The following is a 19,298-nucleotide window of genomic DNA, read 5'->3' as shown; positions in this document are numbered from 1 at the left end:
GGCTTTTTCAGTGGTGAGAGACTGGGTTTCGCTCAGTAACGGTGCACGTAAATCCTGTACACAATCATTGGTGCACTCGATGTGCACACAGGAATCCCACGGTGCAGCAGGCCGCCGTCAGGAAGGTGCCCCACGCCATGTCCATGATCGCAAGAGCGGCCGACCAGCCGTACAGCGTGGCCCAATTGCTCAGGTCATAGGTGCCGTAGGCGACCAGCCCAAGCAAGGCGCCAAGGCGCGCGGCGCGTTGCCAGCTGGCGCTGGGCAAGACCACGAAGACGACACAACCGAGGGCATAAAGGAGGTAAAACAGCACCGCGGGCAACAGGCGCGGCTGATCAAGCATCAGCGGGCCCAGCAAGGATTTGTAGGTCGGGCCCATCAGGACGCCGAGCCAAAGGCCGTCAAGGACGAGAAACGCGAGCAACGTGCCGAGGTAGGCGAACAGCGATCGTTTGGACATTGCAGTGACCTTCTGTAGGCGCTGGCTGGCCAGCGACGGCGTGTGAGGAAACACCTTAAAGGCCACTGGCCTCATCGCCGGCAAGCCGGCGCCTACAGGAGAGCAAATCGCACTCAGCTTAGTTCAATGCGATCCGCATGAATCACGATCTGGCCCTGCTTGTAGAGCGCACCGATGGCTTTCTTGAAGTTGCCCTTGCTCACGCCGAACAAGTTGCTGATCACCGCCGGGTCGCTCTTGTCGCTGACCGGCAGGGTGCCGTTGTTTTCACGCAACTTGGCGAGGATCTTGGAGTTGAGGCTGGAGGCCGCTTCCTGGCCGACCGGCTGCAGGCTCAGGCTGATGTTGCCATCGGCGCGGATCTCTTTGATAAAGCCTTTCTCTTCCTTGCCCGGGCGCAGGAACTTGAACACTTCGTTCTTGTGGATCAGGCCCCAATGCTTGTTGTTGATGATCGCCTTGAAGCCCATGTCGGTGGCTTCCGCGACCAGCAGGTCGACTTCCTGGCCCACCTGGTAGTTGGCAGGCGTCTTGTCGAGGTAGCGATCAAGCCGCGCGGTGGCGGTAATGCGCTTGGTGTGCTTGTCGAGATAAACATGCACCACGCAGTATTCACCGGCGCTCAACTGGCGTTTTTCTTCCGAATACGGCAGCAACAGATCCTTGGGCAAGCCCCAGTCGAGGAACACGCCGATACTGTTGACTTCAACAACTTTCAAACTGGCAAACTCGCCAACTTGAACTTTGGGTTTTTCGGTCGTGGCGATAAGTTTGTCATCGCTGTCCAGATAAATGAAAACGTTAAGCCAGTCTTCATCTTCACTGGGAATATCTTTGGGGATGTACCGATTAGGCAAGAGGATTTCACCGTCTTGCGCACCGTCCAGGTACAAACCGAAGTTCGTGTGTTTAACCACTTGCAAGCTGTTGTAGCGCCCGACTAAAGCCATTTCCAAATACCCTCATTGCGTGGGCGGCATTCTACCCGAGTTGCGCTCGCCACGCGCGCGCGCCTGAAAAATCGCGACGTGCGTGGCGTTCTACTGGCACCGCCCCGCTCGTCCGATCATTCGGCTGAATTTCGGCGCGCCCGTCACGCCTCACAGCCCACTGGTTTCCAGTTAAAACAGTAAGTTAGGGGGTTAATTCAAAAACCAAGTTTGCGCATTTCCCGCCTCACGACTTATTCCCGGGGGATATTTGCCAAGCAATTGTCAAGTATTTCCTGTACGATGCCTGGCCAAGTTAATTTTCTACAGGTTAGTGGCCGCCATGCGCGTAAAAGCATCCAACAGCAAAGCAAAGCCAGCTCCCGCCGTTGAAACCAGCGAATCGATCAACAGCCAGATTGCTGCTTTCCTCAAGTCCGGTGGCGAAATCCAGCAAATTGCCAAGGGCGTCAGCGGCCAGACTTTCGGCCCGTCCAAGCAGATCAGCCTGGGTAAAAAGTAACACCGCGCAACACACCTGGTCCCTAAGCGCCTTGCCATCAAGGCGCTAGGACTAGAGCCGCAAATTCCCTCTTAAACACACTCAATCTCGCGCCAATCGACGAACGGGGCTCAGCTCCTGGCATTCGCCGGTATGCTTGCACACGTCTAGCACGGGCATCTCCCCGACTTTCTTCGTCACTGCTCCTCGCTTTTCACGGAGTGAAGCATGTTCAAACCCTGCATTTTCCTGGTCGCAGCCCTGGCCACCAGCCCCCTCGCCGAAGCGCAGATCTTCCAGCGCGAATTGGGCGACTTCGACCTCAAACTGGGCACCACACCTACCCGCAGCATGGCACAGGGCCTGGTCAAACCGACTTCTCCCGGCAGCGACTCGTTCCACGGCGGGCTGGACCTGAGCCACGACAGCGGCCTGTATGTCGGCCAGTTTTCGCCGAACATGGGACTGTCCTCGACCAGCAATCTTGAGGTCGACTCGTACATGGGCTTCAAACACCCCTTCGACCAGACCCTGGGTTATGAAGTGGGCCTGATCCATTACAGCTATCCCAAGCTCAGCCCTCTCGACAGCCAGGAGTTCTACGGTGGCCTGAACCTGCTGGGCAACCGCTTCGGTGCGTCGTTCAGCAATGATCCGGACCGCCAGGACAGCACGCTGTTCGCCGACCTCGGCGGCACGCAGCCGTTCGGCATCGGTGTGAGCATGAAATACACCACCCATCAGTTGGGCACCCCGGTCTCGGTGGAGGGCGGCTCCATCAGCACGTTCAGTGACTGGTCGGTGCAGTTCTCCCGCCAGTGGATGGGCGTGGACCTGAACCTGATCTACAGCGACTCCAGCCTCAGCGGCGGCGACTGCTCGGCGTACTCCGGACACAACTCGCAATGCGACGGCCTGTTGACCTTGAAGGCCGCGCGGTCGTTTTATTGATGGGCTGAACTGTCGCGCCTGCCGCGGGTTCACATGCACTAACCCCCTCAGCGCAAGGACCCGCCCATGCTGCGTCGGCTCAAACTACTGGTGATATTGCTGACCCTGAGCCTGGTGCTCGCCGGCTGCAATCGCGTGGGCCTGGCCTATCGCAACCTCGACGTCATCATCCCGTGGACCCTCAACGACTACCTGGACATGAATGCCGGGCAGAAGAGCTGGTTCAACGACAAACTCAAGGAACACCTGGCCTGGCACTGCACCACGCAACTGCCGGGTTACCTGGATTGGCTGGACCGCCTGCAGCAGATGGTCGACACCAACCAGGTCACCGACGCCGCTTTGCAGACGCGTACCGCCGAAGCCAAACAGGCCATTGCCGATGTCGCCCGCGAGATTACCCCGTCGGCCATCGAACTGCTCAAGGGGCTGGACGACCAACAGGTCAAGGACATGAACGATGCGCTGGCCAAAGACCTGCGCAAGCGTCAGGACGAGTACCTCAAGCCGCCGCTTGAGCAGCAGATCAAGGAACGCGCCCAACGCATGAGCAAACGCCTGGACGCCTGGATGGGCCCTTTGAGTGCCAGCCAGCAGAATCGCGTGACCGCCTGGTCCATCGCCCTGGGTGAACAAAACCAGGAATGGATCGGCAACCGCGCGCATTGGCAGGCACAATTTATCGAAGCGGTGAAGCAGCGCCAGAGCCCCGACTTCCCGCAGAAAATGCAGCAACTGCTGGTAGATCGCGAAAGTCTGTGGACCCCGCAATACCGCGCGGCCTATGCCCAGACCGAAGCGGCTGCGCGCAGTTTGATCGTCGACTTGATGGCTGAGAGCACCGTGCAGCAGCGACTGAAGCTGACGCAAAAAATCGACGGCGTGCGCAGTGACTTCAAGGCGCTCAAATGCCTGAAGGGTGCTGCGATCTAGAAATGTGGCAGTGGGTTTGCTCGCGAAGGCGGTGAATTAGCGAGCATATTCGTTGACTGACACCCCGTATTCGCGGGCAAGCCCGCTCCCACAGGGAGAGATGCGTGGTCCACGCCTGCTGTGCAAGGCCCGACTATTTCAGCCACGCCGCCAGATCCCCGGCTTCACCGCGATCAAAAATGTGGGAGCGGGCTTGCTCGCGAAGGCGGTGGATCAGCCAGCATCTTCGTTGACTGACACACCGTATTCGCGGGCAAGCCCGCTCCCACAGGGAGAGAGGCGTTGTCCACGCCCGCGGTGCAAGGCCCGACTATTTCAGCCACGCAGCCAGATCCCCGGCTTCACCGCGATCAAAAATGTGGGAGCGGGCTTGCTCGCGAAGGCGCTGGATCAGCCAGCATATTCGTTGGCTGACACCCCGTATTTGCGAGCAAGCCCGCTCCCACAGGGAGAGAGGCATTGTCCACGCCTGCTGTGCAAGGCCCGGCTATTTCAGCCACGCGGCCAGATCCCCGGCTTCACCGCGATCAAAAATGTGGGAGCGGGCTTGCCCGCGAAGGCGGTGGATCAGCCAGCATATTCGTTGACTGACACACCTCTTTCGAAGGCAAGCCCGCACGTTGGCCGCTCAGGCAATCTGGGCCTTCGAAGCCACCTCGGCAAACGTTGCCGGGTCCAGCGCATCCGCTTGCTCATCGAGCACCTGGCGCGGGTGATCATTGCCGGGTATCGAGCTGTCGATCAGCGCCAGCAGTTGCGCGCCGAGCGCGGTCAGGATGAAATTCTCACCATTGCCGCCCTCCTCCTCAGGCCGCGACTCAATAAACCCTCGCTTGAACAGCAGCGCTTCGTAATCGGCAGCGGTCTTTTTCAGCGCGTCCAGATTGCCCGTGGATTCGCCCGCCGTGGCCTTCTCGGCGGCTTCCTGCTCGGCATATTTGCGAGGGGCAAAGCTGCCTTCGCCGTTCTGCACTTCATGCAGCAGACGTTCGATCAAATCCCAGTTGTAAGTCGTCATCCTGATTCCTCCTGCAGGCCTAAGGAAAGTAGCCCGTCTAAAGGTGTGACACGCCACGCCACTCGCCGTTCAGCCGACCGGACGGGCGTGATTTCTCTGAACTTTCCAGACGTTCGCCCCCTCAACTAAGCATAACCGCCAAGGAGGTCCCCCATGAAAACCCTGATGAACCTGGCCATCGCCGCCACGCTCCTGACCGCCCTGCCCGCCCTGCCCGCCTGGGCCTGCACGCCCGAGGAGGCCACCGCCAAGCGCGAGCAACTCGCCCAGGAAGTGGCCAAGCTCACCGAGCAGAACCCGACCAAGGCCAAGGAAATGAATGATGAATTGCAGAAAATGAACCTGGACACGGAAAGCGCGGAATTCCCCGACAAGTGCCAGCTGATCGACGCCCGCTTGAAAGAATTGAAAGAAGCCGCCGCCAAGGCGAAAAACTGAAGGCATAAAAAAACCGGACATTGTCCGGTTTTTTCATATCAGCCCTGAATCACTCAGCAGCCGGTGCTTCTGGCTTGCGGCGCTTGAGGGGCGCCATGCCGTCCTTGCTGACCAACGACAGGTTGTCGGTCTTCGGGCGGTTGGCAATCTTGCGCTTGGTCGGCGACTTGGCACCGGCCTTTTTCTTGTCGCCCTTGGCGTCGGTCTTTTTCTTCTTCACGCCCACGGCCTTGCCCGACGCCTTGACCTTCTTCGGCCCGGTGTAGGTGCCTTTGACTTCCTTGATGGTACGGCGCTCGAACGACTGCTTGAGGTAGCGCTCGATGCTCGACATCAGGTTCCAGTCGCCGTGGCAGATCAGCGAGATCGCCAGGCCATCGTTGCCGGCACGCCCGGTACGGCCAATACGGTGCACGTACTCGTCGCCGCTGCGGGGCATGTCGAAGTTGATGACCATATCCAGGCCGTCCACGTCCAGGCCGCGAGCGGCGACATCGGTGGCCACCAGGATCTTCACGCCAGCGGCCTTCAGGCGGTCGATGGCCAGCTTGCGGTCTTTCTGGTCTTTTTCGCCGTGCAGCACGAACGCTTTGTAATCCTGGGCCACCAGGCGACCGTAGATACGGTCGGCCGCTGCACGGGTGTTGGTGAACACAATGGCTTTCTGGTAGGTCTCGTTGGCCAGCAGCCAGTTGAGAATCTGCTCTTTGTGCACATTGTGGTCGGCGGTGACGATCTGCTGGCGCGTGGTCGCGTTCAGGTCGCTGACGTTGTTGACTTGCAGATGCTCAGGATTGTTCAGGACCTTGGCGACCATGTCGCGCAGGGTCGAACCGCCGGTGGTGGCGGAGAACAGCATGGTCTGCTGGCGGTTGACGCATTCGCCGACCAGACGCTGCACGTCGTCGGCAAAGCCCATGTCGAGCATGCGGTCGGCTTCGTCGAGTACCAGCACTTCGACTTCCTTGAGGTCGAGGTTGCCGGCATTCAGTTGCTCGATCATGCGGCCCGGGGTGCCGATCAGGATGTCCGGCACCTTGCGCAGCATCGCGGCCTGGACCTTGAAGTCTTCGCCACCGGTGATCAGGCCGGACTTGATGAAGGTGAACTGCGAGAAGCGTTCCACTTCCTTCAAGGTCTGCTGGGCCAGCTCGCGGGTTGGCAGCAGGATCAGGGTCTTGATGCTGACGCGGACTTTGGCCGGGCCGATCAGACGGTGAAGAATCGGCAGGACGAAAGCGGCGGTCTTGCCACTCCCGGTTTGAGCCGTCACCCGCAGGTCACGCCCTTCGAGCGCGAGCGGGATGGCCGCTGCTTGCACAGGCGTAGGCTCGACAAATTTAAGCTCGGCCACGGCTTTGAGCAGGCGTTCGTGCAGGGCGAATTGGGAAAACACGGGTGCTACCTCGAAGAAATACAAAAAATCAGCTGCATAGGGTACCGGTTTCGGGCGTCCAAACCGAGTGTCTTTACGCGAACGGTGCTAATCAGCTGCTTTTTTGTCAGGGCATTTGTCCGGAACATCAACTTTGTTGCACTTAAATGCTCTAATCGCCTCGTCTTGTCTTACAGAAGAATCGGTTTCACCCATGGATATCAAACAGCTCTGGCTCAACGCCCAGGACCTCTGGGGCGCCCTCGATCAACACCCGCTGCTGCACGCCAGCCTGGGCTTGCTGGTGTTGCTGGTAGTGGCGCTGCTGCTCGGACGGGTGGCGCGCTACCTCATCCTCCACGCCGTCAAATTGCTCGGCCGGCAGCCGGCGCTGCACTGGCTCAACGACCTGCGGCACAACAAAGTCTTCCACCGCCTGGCGCAGATGACGCCGTCGCTGGTGATCCAGTTCGGCCTGTACCTGGTGCCGGACCTGAGCAAGACCGCCATCCTGTTCATCGGCAACGTGGCCCTGGCGCTGACCATCCTGTTCATGGTGCTGGCGATCAGCGCGCTGCTCAGTGCACTGCTGGACATCTATGCACGCACCGAACACGCACGCACCCGCTCGATCAAGGGCTACGTGCAACTGGCGAAAATGGTGCTGTTCGTGTTCGGCGCAATCATCATCGTCGCCACCCTGATCGACCGCTCGCCGCTGTTGCTGCTGTCGGGCCTGGGTGCGATGTCGGCGGTGATCCTGTTGGTTTACAAGGACACGCTGCTGTCGTTCGTCGCCAGCGTGCAACTGACCAGCAACGACATGCTGCGCGTCGGCGACTGGATCGAAATGCCCCAGGTCGGCGCCGACGGTGACGTGGTGGACATCACCCTGCACACGGTCAAGGTGCAGAACTTCGACAAGACCATCGTCTCGATTCCCACCTGGCGCCTGATGTCCGAGTCGTTCAAGAACTGGCGCGGCATGCAGGCTTCCGGCGGGCGGCGGATCAAGCGCAGCTTGTTTATCGACGCCAGCGGCGTGCGTTTCCTGCGTGACGATGAAGAACTGCGCATGACCCAGGTGCACCTGCTCACCGACTACATCGGGCGCAAGCAAGCTGAACTCAAGGCCTGGAACGAAGCCCAGGGCAACAGCGCGCAACTGTCGGCCAACCGCCGCCGCATGACCAACCTCGGCACCTTTCGCGCCTACGCCCTGGCCTATCTGAAAAGCCACCCGGACATCCAGCCGAACATGACCTGCATGGTTCGCCAGATGCAGACCACCGCCCAGGGCGTGCCGCTGGAGATCTACTGCTTTACCCGCACCACCGCGTGGGCGGATTACGAGCGGATCCAGGGGGATATCTTCGATTACCTGCTGGCCGTGCTGCCGGAGTTTGGCTTGAGCCTGTATCAACAGCCGAGTGGCAGTGATTTGCGCGCGGGGATGTTGCCGGCGGTGCTGGGGGCCAGCCATTTGCCGGCCCCGGAAAGTCGCGCGATTTAAGCCATGGAGCGGTTGGGCGGTTTTACGCCCAACCGACTGATCCAGACCGCCCCCACGATCACCAGCCCGCCCAACGCCAGCCGTCCCAGCGGCTCATGCTGGTTCCAGATCAGCAAATTCAGCAGCAGGCCCACCGGCACATGGAGGTTGTTCATCACCGCCAGGGTGCCGCCCTGCACCAGGCAGGCGCCCTTGTTCCACCAGTACATGCCCAGCGCAGTGCTGACCAACCCGAGGAACACCAGCACGCCCCACTGCAGCGGCGCGTCGGGCAGGAAGTCGGCTTTGCCGAACAGCAGGAATGCCGGCAGCACTACCAGCAGCGCCCCCACGTAGAAATAACCGAAACGTCGGTAGTGCGGCAGATCGCTCGGATAACGCGCCACCAGGTGCTTGTACATCACCTGCCCGGCGGCGTAGGTGAAGTTGGCCAATTGCAGCAGCAAAAAGCCCATGAGGAAGTGCGGCGTGATCTGGTCGAAACGAATCACCGCCGCGCCCGCTACCGCCACCAGCGCGGCGATCAGCGCCCAGGGATTGAAGCGGCGGTTGAGGGCGTCTTCGATCAAGGTCACATGCAGCGGCGTAAGGATGGTGAACAGCAGCACCTCCGGCACCGTCAGCACGCGAAAGCTCAGGTACAGGCACACGTAGGTCACGCCAAACTGCAAGGCGCCGATCAGCAGCATGCCGCGCATGAAGGCCGGCTCCACCGAGCGCCAGCGGGTCAGTGGGATAAACACCAGCCCGGCAAGCACCACGCGCACCAGCACCGCGAAGTAGCTGTCGACGTGACCGGCGAGGTATTCGCCGATCAAGCTGAAGGAAAAAGCCTGAATCAGGGTGACAACCAGTAGATAGCCCATGCGCGCCTCGTTTCGAATGGGCCGGACATTAAAGGTTTTCGGCGATTGACGAAACTCGAGGCAAAAAAAACCCGACCTCGCTAAAGCGTCAGTCGGGCAGGAGCACTCAGGAGCAAAAGTGCAAAGGGAGGTTCGTTACGCGTACTTGAAGGGTTTGCGTGGCACTAGATAAACACCGCGCGATTATCTGGCGATTAACGGATCAGGCCACCTGTGCCAACAAGGCCTTGGCGTGGTTGATGCCCTTTTCCTGGAAGTCCCCGCTCAGGTTCACTCCTTCGGCGTGGATGAAGGTCACGTCGTGAATCCCGATAAACGCCATGACCTGGCGCAGGTACGGTTCCTGGTGATCGGAGCTGGCGCCGGTGTGGATGCCGCCGCGAGCGGTCAACACTATCGCGCGCTTGCCGGTGAGCAAACCCTGCGGGCCGGTAGCGGTGTACTTGAAGGTCACACCGGCGCGCAACACGTGGTCCAGCCAGGCCTTGAGGGTGCTTGGGATGGCGAAGTTGTACATCGGCGCAGCCATCACCAGCACATCGGCGGCGAGTAATTCGTGGGTCAATTCATCGGAGCGGTCGAGCGACACCTGCTCAGCGTCGTTGCGCTGCTCGGCAGGCTTCATCCAGCCGCCGAGCAGGTTGGCGTCCAGGTGCGGAACCGGGTTGAGGGCCACGTCGCGCACGGTGATCTGGTCTGCCGGATGGGCGGCCTGCCATTGGCTGATGAACTGGCGGGTCAGTTGGCGGGAAATCGAATCCTGCTGGCGAGCGCTGCTTTCGATGATCAGAACATTGGACATGGCTTCGTAGGCTCCATCTGTAAATGCTGTAAGGCGATGGAGAAAAGGTTAACCAGGGCTCATTCGATTAAAAAGCGCAAAAAACTGCTATAACCCATCTATAAATTTGTTTATATGTGCAGTGTTCCTGTCGACCTGCTCTGCTGCTTTATTTCGGCGCACAGTCCAAGGCGATTCGCATCTTGATGATGGCGCGGTTGAACTTGACCGTGGTGTTGGTGCTTTTGCCGGCGGGCACCGTCACCGTACGGCGACGTGGAGACTCCGGACCGTTGGTAAAGGTTACCGAACACACGGCATCCTGGGTGCCGTAGTTATTGAGCTGGATCGAGCTGATGTCGCCGTCCACATCGGAAGCGGTGTAATCGATTTGTACCCCATTGATCTTTTTAGTCACGTCGATGGGGTAGGCAAACGCGGTCATCGGCAGCAGTGCCAGCAACACGCAACAGAATTTTCTCATTCGGCAGTCTCCAATAAGGACTGTCAGCTTAGGACAAGAGGAGCCCATCTTGAAAGCGCCCCGCGTTACCCTCGATCAATGGCGCACGCTGCAGGCCGTGGTCGACCACGGCGGCTTCGCCCAGGCGGCTGAAGCGCTGCACCGTTCGCAGTCCTCGGTGAGCTATACCGTGGCCCGCATGCAAGACCAGCTCGGCGTGCCCTTGCTGCGCATCGATGGGCGCAAGGCGGTGCTCACCGACGCCGGAGAAGTGCTGTTGCGCCGCTCCCGGCAATTGGTGAAAAACGCCAGCCAATTGGAAGACCTCGCCCATCATATGGAACAGGGCTGGGAGGCCGAGGTCCGCCTGGTGGTGGACGCTGCCTACCCCAACGCGCGCCTGGTGCGTGCCCTCACCGCCTTTATGCCGCAGAGTCGCGGTTGCCGCGTGCGACTGCGCGAAGAAGTACTGTCGGGCGTTGAAGAACTGTTGCTCGATGGCATGGCCGACCTGGCCATCAGTGGGTTCATCATCCCGGGTTACCTGGGCACGGAAATGAGCGACGTGGAATTCATCGCCGTGGCTCACCCCGATCACCCCCTGCATCGGCTCAACCGCGAACTGAGCTTCCAGGACCTCGAAAGCCAGATGCAGGTGGTGATCCGCGATTCTGGCCGCCAGCAGCCGCGGGATGTGGGTTGGCTCGGCGCCGAACAGCGCTGGACCGTCGGCAGCCTGGCCACCGCCGCCACGTTCGTCAGCAGCGGCCTGGGCTTTGCCTGGTTGCCCCGCCACCTGATCGAGCGCGAGCTCAAGGAAGGCCTGCTCAAGCAACTGCCCCTGGAAAAGGGCGGGAGCCGCAACCCGACGTTCTATCTCTACTCGAACAAAGACAAACCCTTGGGCCCGGCCACGCAGATCCTCGTGGAACTGCTGCGCACCTTTGACACTGCGCCGCTGGACGCACCGTTCGCGGCCCCCCAGCAAGCCTGAAACGGAGTTCACCCATGGCCTGGTTCGAACATGAAGGATGCAACCTGCACTACGCGCAATACGGTCGCGGCAGCCCGCTGATCCTGATCCACGGCCTGGGCTCCAGCAGCCAGGATTGGGAGCTGCAGGTCCCGGTGCTGGCCCGTCAGTATCGGCTGATCGTGGTGGATGTACGTGGCCACGGCCGTTCGGACAAACCCCGCGAGCGCTACAGCATCCAGGGCTTCACCAACGACCTGCTCGCGCTCATCGAGCATCTGGACCTGCCCGGCGCGCACGTGGTGGGGCTGTCCATGGGTGGCATGATCGCGTTTCAACTTGCGGTGGACGAACCCGCACGGGTCAAGAGCCTGTGCATCGTCAACAGCGCGCCCGAGGTCAAGGTGCGCAGTCTCCAGGAATACGGGTGGTGGGCCAAGCGCTGGACGCTCGCCCGGGTGCTCAGCCTCGCGACCATCGGCAAGGCCCTCGGCGACCGGTTGTTCCCCAAGCCGGAACAGGCCGACCTGCGGCGCAAGATGGCCGAACGCTGGGCAAAAAACGACAAACGTGCTTATCTCGCCAGCTTCGATGCGATTGTGGGCTGGGGCGTACAGGAACGACTTTCGAGAATTACCTGTCCAACCCTGGTCATCAGCGCCGACCACGACTACACCCCCGTGGCGCACAAAGAAAACTATGTGAAACTGCTGCCCGATGCGCGGCTGGTGGTGATCGAAGATTCACGCCATGCCACGCCCTTGGATCAACCCGAAGTCTTTAATACCACCCTGCTCGATTTTCTAGAGACAGTCGAAACCACTACCCAGGATCACTGACCCATGCTGAAAAAAATCGCCTTCTTTGCCGGTTCCGTTCTGTTCGCTGCCAACCTGATGGCCGCCGAGCCCGCCAAGGCACCTCACGTGCTGATCACCACCACCAACGGCGAGATTGAAATCGAACTGGACCCGGTCAAGGCGCCGATCAGTACCAAGAACTTCCTGGCCTATGTCGACAAGGGCTTCTACACCAACACGATTTTCCACCGTGTGATCCCGGGCTTCATGGTCCAGGGTGGCGGCTTTACCCAGTCGATGTCGCAGAAGCCGACCGAAGCACCGATCAAGAACGAAGCCAGCAACGGCCTGCATAACGTGCGTGGCACCTTGTCCATGGCGCGTACCAATGACCCGAACTCGGCCACCAGCCAGTTCTTCATCAACGTGGCCGACAATGCCTTCCTCGACCCGGGCCGCGATGCCGGATACGCCGTATTCGCCAAAGTGGTCAAGGGCATGGACGTGGTCGACATCATCGTCAACTCGCAGACCACCACCAAACAAGGCATGCAGAACGTGCCAATCGATCCTGTCCTGATCAAGTCGGCCAAGCGCATCGACTGAGGTCTGCAGGTAGTTCCGCGCGCGGCCCACGAGGCGGCGCGCGCATTTGAACAGGAGAGCCCGCCAGGCGGGCGTCAACCTAATGCTCTATCGTCGTTTTGAAAAGCTGATCGATATTTTCCGCGACGCGCCCAGCGCCGCCCCTCCCGATAAAGTCCTGCCCTTCTACCTCTACTACCTGCGCCAGGTGTGGCCGAGTTTTGCCGCATTGCTGGTGGTGGGCCTGATCGGTGCGCTGATCGAAGTCGCGCTGTTCAGCTACCTGAGCCGCATCATCGACCTGGCCCAAGGCACGCCGCCGGCGAACTTCTTCCAGCTGCACAGCACCGAGCTGATCTGGATGGCCGTGGTCGCCCTGCTGCTGCGCCCGATCTTCGGCGCCCTGCATGACCTGCTGGTACACCAGACCATCAGCCCGGGCATGACCAGCCTGATTCGCTGGCAGAACCATAGCTATGTGCTCAAGCAGAGCCTGAATTTCTTCCAGAACGACTTCGCCGGGCGCATCGCCCAGCGCATCATGCAGACCGGCAATTCCCTGCGCGACTCCGCCGTGGCGGCGGTCGATGCGATCTGGCACGTGGCGATCTACGCCATCAGCTCCCTGGTGCTGTTTGCCGAGGCCGACTGGCGCCTGATGATCCCGCTGGTGACCTGGATCATCGGCTACAGCCTGGCGCTGCGCTACTTCGTGCCACGCGTGAAGGAACGCTCGGTGATCTCGTCCGAGGCGCGTTCCAAGCTGATGGGCCGCATCGTCGACGGCTACACCAACATCACCACCTTGAAGCTGTTCGCGCACACTCAATACGAGCAGGAATACGCCAAGGAAGCGATCATCGAGCAGACCGAAAAAACCCAGCTGGCCAGCCGCGTGGTCACCAGCATGGACGTGGTGATCACCACCATGAACGGCCTGCTGATCGTCACCACCACCGGCCTGGCCCTGTGGCTGTGGACCCAGTCGCTGATCTCCGTGGGCGCCATCGCCCTGGCCACCGGCCTGGTGATTCGGATCGTCAACATGTCCGGTTGGATCATGTGGGTGGTCAACGGTATTTTCGAAAACATCGGCATGGTGCAGGACGGCCTGAAGACCATCGCCCAACCGCTCGCCGTAATCGACCGTGACCAGGCCCCGCGCCTGAGCGTGCCGCACGGCGAAGTGCGCTTCGAGCAGGTGGATTTTCACTACGGCAAGAAGAGCGGGATCATTGGCGGCCTGAACCTGACCATCAAGGCCGGGGAGAAAATCGGCTTGATCGGCCCTTCCGGCGCGGGCAAATCGACCCTGGTCAACTTGCTGCTGCGCCTGTACGACCTGCAAGGCGGGCGCATCCTGATCGATGGCCAGGACATCGCCGAGGTGGCCCAGGAAACCCTGCGCGAACAGATCGGCATGATCACCCAGGACACCTCGCTGCTGCACCGCTCGATCCGCGACAACCTGCGGTATGGCAAGCCGGACGCCACCGATGAAGAACTCTGGGCCGCCGTGCGCAAGGCGCGGGCCGATGAATTCATCCCGCTGCTGTCCGACTCCGAAGGCCGCACCGGGCTGGATGCACATGTGGGTGAGCGCGGGGTCAAACTCTCGGGCGGACAACGCCAGCGCATTGCGATTGCGCGCGTGTTGCTCAAGGATGCGCCGATTCTGATCATGGACGAAGCCACCTCAGCGCTCGACTCGGAAGTGGAAGCGGCGATCCAGGAAAGCCTGGAGACCCTGATGCAGGGCAAGACGGTGATTGCGATTGCGCACCGGTTGTCGACCATCGCGCGCATGGACCGCCTGGTGGTGCTGGAGAAAGGCCAGATTGCCGAAAGTGGCAGCCATGCCGAACTGCTGGCCCATGGCGGCTTGTATGCGCGGTTGTGGCAGCACCAGACCGGCGGTTTTGTCGGCATCGACTGAGACAACACCGTTAACTCCCCGTAGTAGCCGGCTTGCCGGCGATGAGGCCCAAAAGATCACCGAGGTGTTTGGGCGCCATCACCGGCAAGCCGACTCCAGGTTAAAACGGCGCCAGCCCTCTGTTTCAAAGGGCTGGCGCTTTTTTTCGCCTGGATTTGTGCCGTATCCGTGCTGTACTTCAGAGCAGTGCCCAGACGGGCGCTGAAGTAAATCTGCAGGGAGCATCACTGATTTACGGATTGGGTAGAGCGATCTATCAAGGACGGGTTGCATGTCTTTGTTCAAGCGTTCAGTCACAGAGGGGTTAGGTACGTTTTGGCTGGTGTTGGGCGGTTGCGGGAGTGCGGTGTTGGCCGCAGCGTTTCCTGCAGTCGGGATCGGATTGTTGGGGGTGGCCCTGGCGTTCGGGCTCACGGTGCTGACCATGGCAGTCGCCATCGGGCACATCAGTGGTTGTCACCTCAACCCGGCGGTCTCGGTGGGGCTGGTCGTGGGCGGAAGATTTCCGGCCAGGGAGTTACCGGCGTACATCGTGGCTCAAGTCATTGGCGGCACACTCGCCGCCGCCTTGCTGTATTTCATTGCCAGCGGCAAACCGGGGTTTGAACTCGCGTCGGGCCTGGCCTCCAACGGCTATGGCGAGCATTCGCCGGGCGGCTATTCAATGGCAGCGGGATTTGTCTGTGAGCTGGTGATGACAGCCATGTTCCTGCTGATCATCCTCGGCGCCACCGACCATCGCGCGCCCAAGGGCCTCGCGCCCATCGCCATTGGCCTGGCCTTGACCTTGATCCACCTGATCTCCATCCCCGTGACCAACACCTCGGTCAACCCGGCCCGCAGTACGGGCCCGGCGCTGATCGTGGGCGGGTGGGCGATCCAGCAGTTGTGGATGTTCTGGCTCGCGCCATTGCTGGGTGCGGCGATAGCCGGCGTGGCCTATCGATGGCTGGGCAAGGAGGAGCCGGCTTAAGGCAAACCGGTCAGCCCTGCCGATACGGCAGGGCTGCCCAGGCTTCTTCGGCATACGCCAGGATTCCCACCTGTTCGCGTGCCAGGAAGTCCTCGACCGCATTCTTCAACCCCGGATGACGCAAGTAGTGCCATGAGCGGGTAATCACCGGCTCGAACCCGCGAATCAGCTTGTGCTCGCCCTGGGCGCCGGCGTCGAAGCGTTGCAGGCCGTGGGCAATGGCGTAGTCCATGCCCTGGTAGAAACAGGTTTCGAAATGCAGTCGATCAAACTCGGCCAGGCAGCCCCAGTAGCGGCCGTAGAAGCTGTCGCCACCGATCAGGCTGAAGGCCATGGCCACCGGGCGACTACCTTGCTTGGCCAGCACCACTCGGATCGCCTCGGGCATGCGTTCGGCCAGCAGGCTGAAAAACGCGCGGGTCAGGTAGGGCGATTGGCGGCGTACGGCGTAGGTATTGGCGTAGCAGGCGTAGACAAAATCCCATTGCGCTTCGCTCAGCTCATGGCCTTGCAGCCACTCGAAGTCGATGCCCTGCCCCGCCACCTGTTCGCGTTCTTTGCGCATCTGTTTGCGCTTGCGCGAACTGAGCGCGTCGAGGAAATCCTGGAAGTCGCAGTAGCCACGGTTCTGCCAGTGAAATTGGCACCCCAGGCGCTGCAACCAGCCGGGTTGCCGAGCCAGCGCATCATCGGCCAACGCGTCGGTGAAGTTGATATGGGCGCTGGAGAGGCCCTCGATTTCCAGATAGCCCGGCAGGCTGTTGAGCAGTTCAAACCCGTCCTCGGCATTGGCCGCCAGCAGGCGCGGCCCGCTGACCGGACTGAACGGCACGGCCGTCAACAGCTTGGGGTAATAGTCGATGCCCGCCCGCTCACAGGCATCCGCCCAGCCGTGGTCGAACACGTACTCGCCATAGGAATGCCACTTGCGATAACTGGGCAAGGCCGCCACCAGCCGATCGCCCTCCCAGTGCAACAGGTGCTCCGGTTGCCAGCCCGATTGCGGGCCCAGGCTTGCGCTGTCTTCCAGCGCGCTGAGGAAAGCGTGTCGCACGAAAGGTTGGGCCTGCGGCACCAGTGCATCCCAAACCTGCGGGGCGATTTCGGACAGGCTGTCCAGGCGTTGCAACGGCATCGGCATCCTCACTACGTCATGGCGTGAAAGCCTCGCGAGTATCGCTTATCGCCGAGCCCAGCACACCCTCAAATCGCCCGACAAGGCTCTAATCCGATAGTTCCATTCTTAAATAATTTGTCATCTAGATGACATCACTTCGCCACTGTTGCGTCATAAACGATCGTGATACTGACGCCTGTTTTTAGAGCGCCTGGTTCTAACAGGTGGTTATTTTTCCGTCCGTCATCGGTCGGTTGTGTCCTGGATGGTTTGCCATCCCTCCTCACTTTCGGAGATTGATATGCGTCTTGCTTCCACTAAAACTGCGGCGGTCCTGTGCGGCGGCCTGTTACTGGCCCTGAGCGTTCCGGCCAGCGCTGCAGTCGACGCTAAATTGCTCGACATGCTCAAGGCCAATGGCCAGATCACTGCGGCGCAGTACACCGAGCTGCAAGCGGAACTGGCCAAGGATCAGAAAGAAAAGCAGATCGCACAGCAAGCTCAACAAGAGACCAACGAACAGATCGCGGCCACCGCGAAAAAAACCAACGACCTCAGCGTGTTCGACCAGAAGCTGGCCTGGGCCGCGAAGACCCAGCTCAAGGGTGATGTGCGTTTCCGCCAGGAAACCGTCAAGATCGACGGCACCCCCAACAACGGTGGCAAGGACAAGGATCGCCAGCGCATCCGTGCCCGCCTGGGCGCCTATACCGAAATCAACTCGCAGGTCGACACCGGTATCCGTATCGCCACCGGCAACAGCGAAGACGCGCGCTCCACCAACCAGGACCTGGACAGCTACTTCAACAAGAAGTCGCTGTGGCTGGACCTCGGCTACATCGACTATCACCCGGACCAGATCAAGAACCTGCACGTGATTGGCGGCAAGATGCTGCAACCCTGGGTCAGCATGGGCGACGTGATCTGGGACAGCGATGTCAACCCGGAAGGCCTGGCGGTGACCTACAAATACCCATTGGGCACCAGCGCCGAGCTGTTCGGCAGCCTGGGTAACTACACCCTCAAGGACAACGTCAACGGCGAAGGCGTGCAATTTCGCAATGACCTGCGCATGACGGCCGGCCAGTTGGGCTCGCGTTTCTCCCTCACCGACAACCTGAAAGTCACCCTGGGTGGCAGCGTCTACGCCTTTCAGAACGACCAGGACAGCCGCTGCCCCACCGCTGGCTCGACTCAATGCCTGACGCCGGCCGAAACCATTGCCAACACCGCAGCCGGCAATGCCAGCGAGTACCGTTTGTATGAAGGCTTCAGCCAAGTCGATATCGGCGGCCTGGCCGTACCGTTGTCGTTCTACGGTCAATACGTGAAGAACAACGAAGCCACTCAAAAAGATCAGGACACTGCCTGGTTGCTGGGTGCCAAGTCCAAGGTGTTCGGCTTCAACCTGGACTACAACTACCGCGACGTACAGCGCTACGCAGTGGTTGGCGCCTTCACCGACTCCGATTTCGCCGGCGGCTTCACCGGTGCGCGCGGTCACAAGTTCAAGGTCGGCTACGACATCGACAAGAACTTCGCCATCGGCGCCACGTACTTCCTGACCAAGGCCGATTACGCCAGCGCCCCGGGCTACCGCGACGCGAACGCCAACACCCTGCAGCTGGATGCAGAAGCCAAGTTCTAAGTGTCAGCGTTGAACGCCTTGGGCCAGGACGGCCCGAGGTGGTTGTAACAGTCTTGCGTGGGCGGGGAGATCCCCATCATCCGTTCGCCCCACCCACGCGAGCCTGCCTATTCCCCGTCTTTCTGATCCTTGAGTCGCTCGTCAGCCAGGCGCTGCGCCAAGGCATCCACATCCTTTACCGGCGCTTGCGGCATGATCTTCAGCGTCGCCTGCATCAGGCGCATCTGACGGATGAACCGTCGGCAGTTCGGGCAGAACATCAAGTGATGACGCACCAGCAGACGCTCGCGAAAGGTCAATTGCCCATCGAGATAGTCACTGGACCGCGCCACTTGCTCTTTACAGGTCAACATTCGCCCGTTTCCTCAAAATGCTCCACCGTGGCGAAGACTTTAAGCCGTGCTCGATGCAACAGCACACGGACATTGGAGAGCGAGAGTGTCAGAAGATTACAGATCTCTTCCAACTCCAGGCCCTGGCGTTCGCGCAATACCAGCACGCTGCTTTGCAAATCGGACAGGTTCAGCAACGTATGCTCCAGGCACTTGCGCAGTTCATCCTCGGTCAGCAGGGCTTCCGGGGTGTCCTGGTGCCAGGCGTAGGGCGCGACGGCCCAGTGGCCATCATCGGGGGTGAAACGGTCGTCGCCAATGGTGCCATGGGGCGAAGGCAGGTCGTCGAGCAGCACTTCCCGGCGATTCTGCTTATAGCGACCCTTGGCGGCGTTGGCCGTGATGGTCAGCAGCCAGGTCTTGAGGCTGGAGCGCCCCTCGAACCGGGACAGGTTGCGCACCACCGACAGCCAGGCGTCCTGCACCACCTCGTCGGCATGGCGCTGCCCGACAATGGCATAGGCCACCGCGCGCATCGCGCTTTGATAGGTGGTGACCAATTCCTTGTAGGCCCGCTGCTCACCCTTGAGCAAACGTTCAAGCAGGTGCGCGTCGTCCGCTGCTGCCATGTCTACCTCGATTCCACTGTGCAAGCCCGCTAATGCAGCAACCAGGCCCTGGTAGGAGTTGGCTTGCCAGCGA

Annotated in this window: 21 protein-coding genes; 11 read left to right on the top strand and 10 right to left on the bottom strand. The window is 60.6% G+C overall.

The features are described 5' to 3' along the window. Positions 1-64: 64 nt before the first annotated feature. Positions 65-463 carry a DUF2177 family protein gene (locus C9990_RS08295; RefSeq protein ID WP_106803003.1) on the bottom strand — a complete coding sequence of 133 codons (399 nt, stop codon included), beginning with the start codon at positions 461-463 and terminating at the stop codon, positions 65-67. Between the two features lie 113 nt (positions 464-576). Continuing rightward, the gene (locus C9990_RS08290; protein WP_034099624.1) at positions 577-1,413 is read right to left on the bottom strand and encodes a S1 RNA-binding domain-containing protein; all 837 of its coding nucleotides are present in this window, start codon (positions 1,411-1,413) and stop codon (positions 577-579) included. Between the two features lie 322 nt (positions 1,414-1,735). Here C9990_RS08290 and C9990_RS08285 point away from each other — a divergent pair, with 322 nt between their 5' ends. From C9990_RS08285 to C9990_RS08275, 3 genes are all read left to right on the top strand, one after another. Then, positions 1,736-1,915 carry a hypothetical protein gene (locus C9990_RS08285; protein WP_003193095.1) on the top strand — a complete coding sequence of 60 codons (180 nt, stop codon included), beginning with the start codon at positions 1,736-1,738 and terminating at the stop codon, positions 1,913-1,915. Positions 1,916-2,122: 207 nt separating this feature from the next. Continuing rightward, the gene (locus C9990_RS08280; protein ID WP_106803002.1) at positions 2,123-2,845 is read left to right on the top strand and encodes a TorF family putative porin; all 723 of its coding nucleotides are present in this window, start codon (positions 2,123-2,125) and stop codon (positions 2,843-2,845) included. A 66-nt stretch (positions 2,846-2,911) separates the two neighbouring features. Continuing rightward, on the top strand, positions 2,912-3,778 hold the full coding sequence (locus C9990_RS08275; RefSeq protein ID WP_106803001.1) for a DUF6279 family lipoprotein: 867 nt from the start codon (positions 2,912-2,914) through the stop codon (positions 3,776-3,778). Positions 3,779-4,406: 628 nt separating this feature from the next. Here C9990_RS08275 and C9990_RS08260 read toward each other — a convergent pair. Further along, positions 4,407-4,796, bottom strand: coding sequence for a hypothetical protein (locus C9990_RS08260; RefSeq protein ID WP_017134854.1), 390 nt, complete (start codon positions 4,794-4,796; stop codon positions 4,407-4,409). Positions 4,797-4,949: 153 nt separating this feature from the next. Here C9990_RS08260 and C9990_RS08255 point away from each other — a divergent pair, with 153 nt between their 5' ends. Beyond that, positions 4,950-5,234 (top strand): hypothetical protein, encoded by a 285-nt coding sequence (locus C9990_RS08255; protein WP_106802999.1) that lies wholly within the window; start codon positions 4,950-4,952, stop codon positions 5,232-5,234. Positions 5,235-5,283: 49 nt separating this feature from the next. Here C9990_RS08255 and C9990_RS08250 read toward each other — a convergent pair whose 3' ends face one another. After that, positions 5,284-6,630 carry a DEAD/DEAH box helicase gene (locus C9990_RS08250; RefSeq protein WP_106802998.1) on the bottom strand — a complete coding sequence of 449 codons (1,347 nt, stop codon included), beginning with the start codon at positions 6,628-6,630 and terminating at the stop codon, positions 5,284-5,286. Positions 6,631-6,823: 193 nt separating this feature from the next. Between C9990_RS08250 and C9990_RS08245 the strand changes: the two genes are divergently transcribed. Next, positions 6,824-8,122 carry a mechanosensitive ion channel family protein gene (locus C9990_RS08245; RefSeq protein WP_106802997.1) on the top strand — a complete coding sequence of 433 codons (1,299 nt, stop codon included), beginning with the start codon at positions 6,824-6,826 and terminating at the stop codon, positions 8,120-8,122. On the opposite strand, the gene C9990_RS08240 is transcribed toward C9990_RS08245, so the two are convergent. The 3 genes from C9990_RS08240 to C9990_RS08230 form a co-directional block, all read right to left on the bottom strand. Next, complete coding sequence (locus C9990_RS08240; RefSeq protein ID WP_106802996.1) at positions 8,119-8,988, bottom strand: carboxylate/amino acid/amine transporter; 870 nt, start codon at positions 8,986-8,988, stop codon at positions 8,119-8,121. The two genes, C9990_RS08245 and C9990_RS08240, sit on opposite strands and share 4 nt — an antisense overlap. Positions 8,989-9,190: 202 nt before the next feature. Then, positions 9,191-9,790, bottom strand: a complete 600-nt coding sequence (locus tag C9990_RS08235) for an FMN-dependent NADH-azoreductase (protein ID WP_106802995.1) — start codon at positions 9,788-9,790, stop codon at positions 9,191-9,193. A gap of 148 nt (positions 9,791-9,938) precedes the next feature. Continuing rightward, on the bottom strand, positions 9,939-10,253 hold the full coding sequence (locus C9990_RS08230; RefSeq protein ID WP_065909655.1) for a 3-phosphoglycerate kinase: 315 nt from the start codon (positions 10,251-10,253) through the stop codon (positions 9,939-9,941). A 49-nt stretch (positions 10,254-10,302) separates the two neighbouring features. On the opposite strand from C9990_RS08230, the gene C9990_RS08225 reads away from it, so the two are divergent. The 5 genes from C9990_RS08225 (at position 10,303) to aqpZ (ending at position 15,499) form a co-directional block, all read left to right on the top strand. Then, the gene (locus C9990_RS08225) at positions 10,303-11,226 is read left to right on the top strand and encodes a LysR family transcriptional regulator (protein ID WP_065909653.1); all 924 of its coding nucleotides are present in this window, start codon (positions 10,303-10,305) and stop codon (positions 11,224-11,226) included. Positions 11,227-11,240: 14 nt separating this feature from the next. After that, positions 11,241-12,044, top strand: coding sequence for an alpha/beta fold hydrolase (locus C9990_RS08220; protein ID WP_106802994.1), 804 nt, complete (start codon positions 11,241-11,243; stop codon positions 12,042-12,044). 3 nt (positions 12,045-12,047) lie between these two features. After that, positions 12,048-12,611 carry a peptidylprolyl isomerase gene (locus tag C9990_RS08215; RefSeq protein ID WP_065909649.1) on the top strand — a complete coding sequence of 188 codons (564 nt, stop codon included), beginning with the start codon at positions 12,048-12,050 and terminating at the stop codon, positions 12,609-12,611. A gap of 82 nt (positions 12,612-12,693) precedes the next feature. Continuing rightward, complete coding sequence (locus C9990_RS08210) at positions 12,694-14,526, top strand: ABC transporter ATP-binding protein (RefSeq protein ID WP_065909647.1); 1,833 nt, start codon at positions 12,694-12,696, stop codon at positions 14,524-14,526. 271 nt (positions 14,527-14,797) lie between these two features. Further along, on the top strand, positions 14,798-15,499 hold the full coding sequence (gene aqpZ / locus C9990_RS08205) for an aquaporin Z (RefSeq protein WP_065909644.1): 702 nt from the start codon (positions 14,798-14,800) through the stop codon (positions 15,497-15,499). Between the two features lie 10 nt (positions 15,500-15,509). Here the strand turns inward: aqpZ and C9990_RS08200 are convergent, their stop codons facing one another. Next, positions 15,510-16,634, bottom strand: a complete 1,125-nt coding sequence (locus C9990_RS08200) for a GNAT family N-acetyltransferase (RefSeq protein WP_106805613.1) — start codon at positions 16,632-16,634, stop codon at positions 15,510-15,512. A gap of 283 nt (positions 16,635-16,917) precedes the next feature. On the opposite strand from C9990_RS08200, the gene C9990_RS08195 reads away from it, so the two are divergent. Next, a complete protein-coding gene (locus tag C9990_RS08195; protein ID WP_065909643.1) occupies positions 16,918-18,264 on the top strand; it encodes a putative porin in 1,347 nt (448 codons plus the stop codon). A 107-nt stretch (positions 18,265-18,371) separates the two neighbouring features. Here C9990_RS08195 and C9990_RS08190 read toward each other — a convergent pair whose 3' ends face one another. Both C9990_RS08190 and C9990_RS08185 read right to left on the bottom strand, forming a co-directional pair. Next, positions 18,372-18,617, bottom strand: coding sequence for a zf-HC2 domain-containing protein (locus C9990_RS08190; RefSeq protein WP_106802993.1), 246 nt, complete (start codon positions 18,615-18,617; stop codon positions 18,372-18,374). Then, on the bottom strand, positions 18,611-19,225 hold the full coding sequence (locus tag C9990_RS08185; RefSeq protein WP_106802992.1) for an RNA polymerase sigma factor: 615 nt from the start codon (positions 19,223-19,225) through the stop codon (positions 18,611-18,613). Before C9990_RS08185 ends, C9990_RS08190 begins: the two co-directional genes overlap by 7 nt. Between the last annotated feature and the right edge of the window lie 73 nt (positions 19,226-19,298).

This window comes from Pseudomonas sp. S5D5, from assembly GCF_003013355.1.
Classification (GTDB): Bacteria; Pseudomonadota; Gammaproteobacteria; order Pseudomonadales; family Pseudomonadaceae; genus Aquipseudomonas; species Aquipseudomonas aylmerensis.
The sequence above is the reverse complement of the archived record's forward strand: the minus strand, read 5'-3'. Positions and strand labels throughout refer to the sequence as shown.